Annotated in this window: 7 protein-coding genes and 1 other RNA gene; 5 read left to right on the forward strand and 3 right to left on the reverse strand. The window is 28.7% G+C overall.

The window, feature by feature from the left end:
- Positions 1-653, reverse strand: a 653-nt coding sequence (locus ACXYRP_RS04065) for a restriction endonuclease subunit S (protein ID WP_458615273.1), incomplete at its 3' end; no start/stop codon positions are given.
- Positions 654-781: 128 nt separating this feature from the next.
- Complete coding sequence (gene rpsT / locus ACXYRP_RS04070; protein WP_458598167.1) at positions 782-1,051, reverse strand: 30S ribosomal protein S20; 270 nt, start codon at positions 1,049-1,051, stop codon at positions 782-784.
- Between the two features lie 158 nt (positions 1,052-1,209).
- Between rpsT and rnpB the strand changes: the two genes are divergently transcribed.
- The 5 genes from rnpB to rplA all read left to right on the forward strand — a co-directional run bounded on the left by rnpB (position 1,210) and on the right by rplA (position 7,168).
- An RNA gene (gene rnpB, locus ACXYRP_RS04075) (RNase P RNA component class B) lies at positions 1,210-1,481 on the forward strand.
- A gap of 98 nt (positions 1,482-1,579) precedes the next feature.
- On the forward strand, positions 1,580-3,529 hold the full coding sequence (locus ACXYRP_RS04080; protein ID WP_458615274.1) for a type 2 periplasmic-binding domain-containing protein: 1,950 nt from the start codon (positions 1,580-1,582) through the stop codon (positions 3,527-3,529).
- Complete coding sequence (locus ACXYRP_RS04085) at positions 3,529-5,736, forward strand: hypothetical protein (RefSeq protein ID WP_458613929.1); 2,208 nt, start codon at positions 3,529-3,531, stop codon at positions 5,734-5,736. Before ACXYRP_RS04080 ends, ACXYRP_RS04085 begins: the two co-directional genes overlap by 1 nt.
- Before the next feature lie 146 nt (positions 5,737-5,882).
- Positions 5,883-6,473 (forward strand): 50S ribosomal protein L11, encoded by a 591-nt coding sequence (rplK, locus tag ACXYRP_RS04090; RefSeq protein WP_458613928.1) that lies wholly within the window; start codon positions 5,883-5,885, stop codon positions 6,471-6,473.
- Positions 6,473-7,168: a 50S ribosomal protein L1 gene (rplA, locus tag ACXYRP_RS04095; protein WP_458615275.1), complete on the forward strand. Its 696-nt coding sequence runs from the start codon at positions 6,473-6,475 to the stop codon at positions 7,166-7,168. Before rplK ends, rplA begins: the two co-directional genes overlap by 1 nt.
- A 22-nt stretch (positions 7,169-7,190) precedes the next feature.
- Here rplA and ACXYRP_RS04100 read toward each other — a convergent pair whose 3' ends face one another.
- Positions 7,191-8,003 carry a GNAT family N-acetyltransferase gene (locus ACXYRP_RS04100; RefSeq protein ID WP_458613927.1) on the reverse strand — a complete coding sequence of 271 codons (813 nt, stop codon included), beginning with the start codon at positions 8,001-8,003 and terminating at the stop codon, positions 7,191-7,193.
- Positions 8,004-8,120: the final 117 nt, after the last annotated feature.

The following is an 8,120-nucleotide window of genomic DNA, read 5'->3' on the forward strand; positions in this document are numbered from 1 at the left end:
AAAACATAACCACGTGTTATATCAAAAAGTTCTTTAATTTGATCCTGTTCTCAAGTGTGAGTAAATTCAGAGAAACGAATATTAGGAAATTTTGAATTTTGATCAGGGAACATTTTTGATAAAAAAGTTTGCTTTACACAATAAAAAAAATCGAGTTTTTGCTGAATTAGTTTTATAAATGAATCTAACGAAAAAACTAATTTTGATATCTTTTTTTGTTCATTTAAAGAAGGCAAGAAAATATTAAGATTCTTATAATCATTAAAATATAAATGTGGGATACTTGTTCCAACAACAAATTCGTCAAATTTAATATTATTTAAAACTAGATAAAGAAAATTGTTATTAATTAATGATTTTTCTTTTATGAAAATTCCTTCTAATGTTGATGTAAATCAAGAATTTTTAGGTAATATTTGTAATTTACCAACTGAACCGTCTTTTGATATGATTACAATATCTTCATTAAAAGTTTCTCTCAAAAAACTTTTTCCTATTTTTCCATCAATACCATAAATATCTACATTTCCATCAGTTTTTATTTCTGAAACTTTCAAATCACTTTTTTGTTTATCAACAAGATTCCCTAAAACTTCATAATTCCACTCTTCATTAAATTCTTTAAACCTAATCTTCGGTATTTTTTTAATCATTTCTACCACCTTTATTTTTATATTATAAATTATTTTTCTAAAAGTAATTGAAACTACAAATTATTCATCAAAATGTGAATAAAGTTGTGAATAAAGGTTTAAAAAAACAAGCCTTAGCTTGTCAAAGTTTATTTAGATTCTTTTGTCTTATTAACGAATTGATCTAAACGTGAGTGTTTTCTAGCACCTTTATTTTTATGGAAAACACCTTTGGTAACTGCTCTAGCAATTACTTGGTGAGCTTGTGCAACTAATACTGCTGCCTTTTCGTCTGCTGCTAAAACTGCTTCACGAGCTTTACGGATTGCGGTTTTAACTCTAGATTTCATTGCAGCATTTCTTTGACGAGCTTTTTCCATCTTGACAATGCTTTTGATCTTAGATTTAATGTTAGCCAAACAAACCTCCCTTTTTCTATAATTTTGAAAAATCCTATAAATTATATCTATCTTTTATAAAAAACATAATTATAAAATATAAATTTTATAAGTATTCATTTTGCTTTATGAAAGCAAAATAATTTATTTAATACACATAATTGATATATAATATCTTTTGCATTAGCTGATAGCTGCTTTAAAAAGTAGAGGAAAGTCCGTGCTAGTACTAACTGCGATGTTAGTAGTGATCATGTTAAACCTAATAAGTTTAAGCTTAGACGACTAGTGCCACAGAGACGAGAATTGTGAAACGCGGTAAACTCCATGAACTAGAAACCCAAATTTGGTAGGGGAATTGCAAGTTAACAAATGAATTATCAAGCAAAACATATTTTATGTTAGATAAATTATCAGCACCTTTTTTAAGGAACAGAACACGGCTTATGATGCTAAAAGAAGTTTGGATATCCGAGCTTTTTTTATTTTTTTCTTTTGAATTTTCAGAATTTAATAAAATAATTTTACAAAAAATAACTCAAGGAAGAGATGGAAAAAAATAGAAACATTTTTAGTAATAAATACACCAAAAGATGATTGCTCGGTTCAGGAGCAGTTGCAGCAGGAATTGCAGTCGCAGCAGTAGTTGCTGCAAAGGTAGAATCACCATTTAAACCAGCATTTTTTAATTATAAATCATATATCGATGATGTTAATCGAGACCTTATTAATAAAGACTTTGATTATAAGGAATTTAATGAAATTCAAGACTTTACTATTGCATTAAATAACCATAAAGCCGTTGCAGGAATCGGAAGCGACTTTCAAGCAATTGGTTTAATTAAGAAAGGATTAATTAAACCAATAGATTTTAACCAATTACTTGAAATAAGTGACCCAAATCAGATGATAAAGACCGAAAACCAATTAAAAAAGAAATTACAAGAAATTTATACACCGATAGTTTTTAATCACCTTGCTAGTTATGATGAAGAATTAAAGGATATTGATAGACCACAAAAGCATTTATGACAATATTTTGTTCCTTATTATATCCAAGATGCAGTTTTTGCTTATGCAAAGCATAAACAAAGTGGTAAACCGACAAATCAAACTTTCGGAAAATTACTAACTGATGAAGATTTTCAAAAAAATCGTGATGAATTACTTCAGCAAGCAAAAGATCCCAAAAACACATCTAAATTTGTTGACCCACAAAAAGAAGATACACATTTATATTCCGAATATTTGAAACCTAATTCATTATTTAACTTAATAAATACAGCTTTTAAAAACGGGTATCAAGATATGGTGTTAACCGATGCAGTGCGTGCTGAACTTTTGTATGGTTCTTCTTATTATTTTCCTAAAAAAGCAACAAAACTTACACCACATAGTGGTAAGGTAGATTTAGATAATTATGAAAGAATAGTTAATAGTTTTGTAGAGATGGTTAATAAATCTACTGGACAAAATATTACTAATACATCAAATACATTGTCATTTAACGGAGATGGACAAGCCATAGTGCAAGCATTATTAAATACAAAAAACGGTAATGTAAATTCAGCTATTATGTATAACGGAGATGCTTTGGATACTTATTATGCAGCTGATAATGGATTTACCTTTAATAAATATAAAGATGGTAAATTAGTTGAGAAAAATGTAACTGTTGATGATGGAACAGTAGAAGCAATAAAATTTCGTGAAAACATCTTATTAGTAGATGGTTTAGTTGTTTCAGAAACTATTTCCAAACCAACTGAAAAGACTTTGTATCATAATCTTTCACATGCTTTTTATGCACATTTAAATAACATTAATACTAACAAAAATATTATTGATATGTATGATGAATATCTCACTTCTGAAATGCGCGATGTGTTTTTAGTGGCAGCAGAAGAACTTGAAAAAAATAATAAAGAATATAAATTTAGTCCCGATCCAACAACAATTTTTAACAATTTCAAAAATGAATTAATTGAAATTTATAAGAAAACATTAGAACACGATCAACTTCATGATGCAGACTTACAAAATTTTCGTGATTTAGCTGTTAAAAAATTTGATAATCCGTTATTCAAAGAGTTTTTTGAGCAATTTTATTTCAATATAAAGCAAAAAGAAGATGAAAATTATAAAAAATCACAAGTTAAAGAAGAAACAGAAGATGTTCTGAATAAAATGGGTTATTTGTTTTCTCATATGATTATCGATGAAGATGCAGCACCTAAGTTTTTTGAAGTTTTATCAGAAAAGTATCCAAATGTAACCAATTTTAATTTAATTAATTATACCCCATCTACTCAACTTGATTACAAGTTAATTCGTAGAAATTATTTTGTATCGGATGATAATACCTACGATGTTAAAGCAGTAAAAATCTATGAAGTAGATGAAAGTGATAAAAATATCATCCACGCAAGATTATGAGGGGTTGATGATAAAGTTAATTCATTGCTTAATACATATTATTACTCAAGGACAAAACGTTAATGAAAATTAAATCTTTATTAAGCATAATTTTAGTATCGTCATCGGTGCTTTATGTTTCTTGTCAGAGTAATGTGACCCATAAACCTGAAAACACACAAAAAGAGCATGATCCAAATAAAGGAATAATTTCGCAGCAACCATCGAACCCAATAGAAATTATAGGTAAAGATAAACCTCCATGTACACCTAAACCTACTGAACCACCTGCAAAAAAAGAAGCACCAAAACCAGACGAGACCCAACCACAAACACCACAGCAACCAAAGCAAAGTCCAGAACAAAAACCTGGTGAAACAAAAAAATCAATCAATCCTGATAACAATGAGCAACTAGGAAAATCAGAAATAACAGAGCCTGATAAAGACAAGGATTCACAAAAACCAGATAATGAACAAAAACCAATCGAATCTGAGAAAAAAGAAAGTCAAAAACCAAATACAGAATATCAATTTTCTCCAACAGAAAAAATTGATTCTAGTTCTAATTTAACATATCCAGGTGATATAAACAACCCAAAACAAATTTTTGATAAATCTTCTTTTCCTAACTCTGTTATATTAGAAAATAGTGAACACAATATTAATATAGTATCAAATTACTTTAGAACAGAGATGCAAAAAGTTCTTACATATATAACTTCACAAGGGCAAGTCTATAGTGATTTTCCTAAGTGATTTTATCCAAATATGGATGAAAATCCTAGAAAATCAGTTTTTTCTTATGTTCCTGATTTAAAAGTGCATTTGAAGAATAATGATAGTATTAATGTTTTAAAACATCAAATTATGCTTTCGCATATAAAAAATAATGAACTTGAAATCCAAAACAATAATCTTGTTTTTGAAAAACAAATTAAAAACTTTTTGAATAAACCTTTTTCAAAAAGAAAAATTAGATTTACATTTATCAAGATACTAAATCGGATGTACACACAGACTCAGAGTCAACCAATTGTTATTGATATAGATTTAGAAGAACTTCTTAAAGATAAGTTGATTCAGGGTAATATAAATGGTTATTCATATGCTACAAGCCTTGATAATGATAAGATAAAAGTTGTTTTGCAATCTCAAAACACAAAATCATTTAGTTTTGATGATGTAAATAAAGATATGTTTGATAAATTTTCCACAATAACTGAAATTACTTATTTATCAAACCAAAATGATGACATGAATTTTTCATTATCTGAAGATTATCATACAGATGATTTATATGCAAAATTAGCATCAAATGGTTTAGCATATAATCCAAAAGATATGGTATATAGTGGTAAACGGATAATTAATAAGCAAAATGCAATGTTTGATAAGATTAAAGCAAGAGTATTTGTATTAGGTGGTGGAACTTCTACTATGATTGCTAAGGTTAAACCTACTGATATAAATGATCAAAGGTATTACTTTATCACTAACAGACATGTTAGTGACATCCTTAATAATAATTGGGGTAATCCTCGAATACCACAAAAATTATTAATCCCTGATTTTAATGATAATAAAGTAAATAGTTGAGCAAATGATATATCAATCGATGTTGAAAGAAATGATTTTGTTTTGAACTTTTGACAAGCAACTAATCAATATAATAAACAAGGTAAGTTGGTTTCTGATCCTTATGGACAAGGTAATTTAAATGAAGCAGACATTTCAATAAATATTATTGATATTGCACAGCTGATAAAAAGAGCTAAAAATTCAAATGATTTAAAAGTATTAAATTATTTGAACAACTGAAAAAAATTACCTAACTTAAAACTAAGTAAGCAAGCAAAATATCTAAGTGCAGATAATTATGTAAAATTTTATCTTAGTTCTTTTCCTCAAGATTCACATGCAGGAAATAGTGGGTTAAGATACCGTGAACACATTATTAATCGAATTGATGATATTGTAATCAACCAACAGGCACCTGAGTTTGCTAAATATGGAAATTTTAGAAGTTTTATTTTAAATGATTTACCTAATAACAAGTATGATTTAACATCAGGTGCATCAGGTAGTTTAGTTTTCAATGAAGATATGAATATGGTAGCATTGTTTATGCAAAATCTTGGTGATAATGGATACGGATTTGGATTATTAAATTCATATGATTATGATTACTTAGGATATGAAAGTAAAAATAATCCAAATTCATTCAAACATAAATTACAAAAAGAAATTCAAAGTCATCCTGATAAATTTGAAATGATAGATTTTGAATAACTTTTATCTCTTGTGTATAGAGTAATAATATTTATAAAAAGGTTTTGAAAAAAAATTTTTTTAATATAATTAAAAAGCAATTTATTAATTGCCACAAGTGGGAGATTATTAAATCACAGACCACCATTATCGAAAGGATTTTAAAAATGGCAAAAAAAGAAATACACCGTGTTGCTAAACTTCAATTTTTAGCTGGTAAAGCGAAACCTGGTCCAGCCTTAGCTGGAGTTGGTGTTAATATGCCTGAATTTACCAGAGCATTTAACGATGCAACCAGAGACAGAGGCGATGAACCAGTTCCTGTAAAAATTACAGTATATAAAGATAAAAGTTTTGAATTTAAACTTTATACAGCACCTGCTTCATATAAAATTATGCAAGCAGCAAAATTAAAATCAGGCTCAAAAAACTCTAAAACAACTATTGTTGGAACAATTACAAAAGAACAACTTAAAGAAATTGCAGAATACAAACTTCCTGACTTAAATACCGATGATATCCATGCTGCAATGGCAACAGTTGCTGGAACAGCAAAACAAATGGGTGTTTTGGTTGAAGGTTATGATGATATCTTCAAAGCAAAGGCTGAAGCAAAAGCTGCTGCAAAGGCTGCATCTGCTGCTGCTGCAAAAGAGGCCGCTCTTGTTGAGGCACAAACTAAATTAAACGAAACTAAAGGTCAAGCTATAGAAGTGCATACACACTCAGATGATAAAGCAGAAGAAGGAGCAGAATAATGGCAAAAAGAATTTCAAAAAACCTAAAAAATGCTCGCGAATCATTTGATAGAACTATTGCTTATGATTTGTCAGAAGCGATTGAATTAGCTAAAAAAACTTCATATGCTAAATTCGATGCTTCAATTGACTTAGCATTTAATTTAAACTTAGATGTTCGTAAAGCTGACCAACAACTTAGAGGTGCAGTATTATTACCAAACGGAACAGGTAAAACTGTTAAAGTTCTTGTTGCTACAAATAATGTAGAAAAACAAAAATTATCTAAAGATGCTGGAGCAGATATTGTTTTAGATGGTCCTGCTCTTGAACAAAAGATTAAAGAAAGTGATTTTGACTTTGATGTTATGGTTGCTGACCCTACAATGATGCCTTTATTAGGTAAATATGGAAAAGTTTTAGGACCAAAAGGTTTAATGCCTAATCCTAAAACCGGAACTGTTACTCCTGCACCTGAAAAAGCTGTTGAAGAACTTAAAAAAGGAAAAGCTAATTACCGTACTGATAAAGCCGGAATTGTGCATTCATTAATCGGTAAGGCAAGTATGTCAACACAAGCATTGGTTGAAAATGCAAAAACCTTGATTAACTTAATTAAAAAACTTAAACCTGCTGCTGTTAAAGGAACATATATGTTAAACCTTACCGTTTCAGCATCAATGGGTCCAAGTGTCAAAATTAAGATAGAAAAATAAAATAAGCACCATTGTGGTGCTTTTATTTATGCAATACAAATAATTGCTCATAGTCTTTAAAACCAAGTTTATAATACATCTTAGCAGCAGCAGGATTGCTGAAGAATAAAACAGGTGTTAGGTTTTGAGACAGAAGTTTTCTAATTAAATTAACTACACAATCATAAGCTAGTCCTTGACGACGATATTGGTTTAATGTATATACTCCACCAATCATAGCAACTTGTTTGTTTTTAGCACTTATAGAAGCATGTGAGATAACCTTTTGCTCATCTTTAATGATGTATGCTTGATAATATCCACTTTTTAATTCATTAGTTAAATATTCTACATTTAAAGTATGTCCACTAACATCACCTCATTCTTTAATTTGCTTTTTAGAATTGATAACCTCTATGATGTCAGTTTCAGTTACTGGCTTAGATTTAGCTAAAAAGTCTTTTGTCTGCATGTTAAAAATATTTACATCTAACTTAGCAATCTGTTCTTTTTCTACTATATAATCCAGCGAATCAATAAGTTTATGTTTATTTAAAAAGTTATAAAAATTTGTATCAATAATTAGGTTTTGAATGTCTTCATTATTTAATATTTTCAAAAATTCATTTATATTTATAGCATCAGTATCAAATAACACAACTAAATTAGAATAAAACATTAAAAAAATTGCTTCTATTTTTTTGTTATATAAAACAAAAGTTTTAATATTTTGATTTTGTAAACCGTATTGTTCGATATCAGAGATTAAAAATAAATATTGAATCGGGTCTTTTTTATAAAGATATTCTAAAACTTCTTGCTTTTTATCATTATTTCAAATTTTAAATGTTTTCATATATTTCCTTTCGGAAGCTGCTCAAAAGGTATAAAAAAAGCAGCTTCCTATTTTCACCGTTGGGCTATCGTCGGCGTAAAGTGGCTTAACTACTGAGTTCGGAATGGTATCAGGTGA

This window comes from Mycoplasma sp. 5912, assembly GCF_054353835.1.